Here is a 258-nt window from a genome sequence, read left to right on the forward strand (position 1 = left end):
GGGAACACCTGTGGATTGGAGGAATGATGAGTAACGATAAGTATGAAAAAGGTCTGAAAATCCGCACCCAGGTATTGGGCGAAGCCTATGTTCAGCGCTCGATCGAGAACGCCGACGACTTCACCCGCCCGCTGCAGGAAATGGTCACTGAATACTGCTGGGGCCATGTCTGGGGGCGTGAGGGTCTGTCGCTCAAGGAGCGCAGCATGATCAACCTGGCAATGATCTCGGCGCTCAACCGCCCGCATGAACTCAAGC

At 55.8% G+C, this 258-nt stretch carries 1 protein-coding gene; it reads left to right on the plus strand.

What is annotated here, in order from left to right; translation table 11 throughout:
* Window positions 1–26 precede the first annotated feature (26 nt).
* Window positions 27–258, plus strand: a 232-nt coding sequence (locus tag AAEY83_RS16515; RefSeq protein ID WP_351060798.1) for a carboxymuconolactone decarboxylase family protein, incomplete at its 3' end; no start/stop codon positions are given.

Origin of the sequence: Psychrobacter sp. TB20-MNA-CIBAN-0197 (genome assembly GCF_040309765.1) — a bacterium.
In the GTDB taxonomy this organism is placed as follows: Bacteria; Pseudomonadota; Gammaproteobacteria; order Pseudomonadales; family Moraxellaceae; genus Psychrobacter; species Psychrobacter submarinus.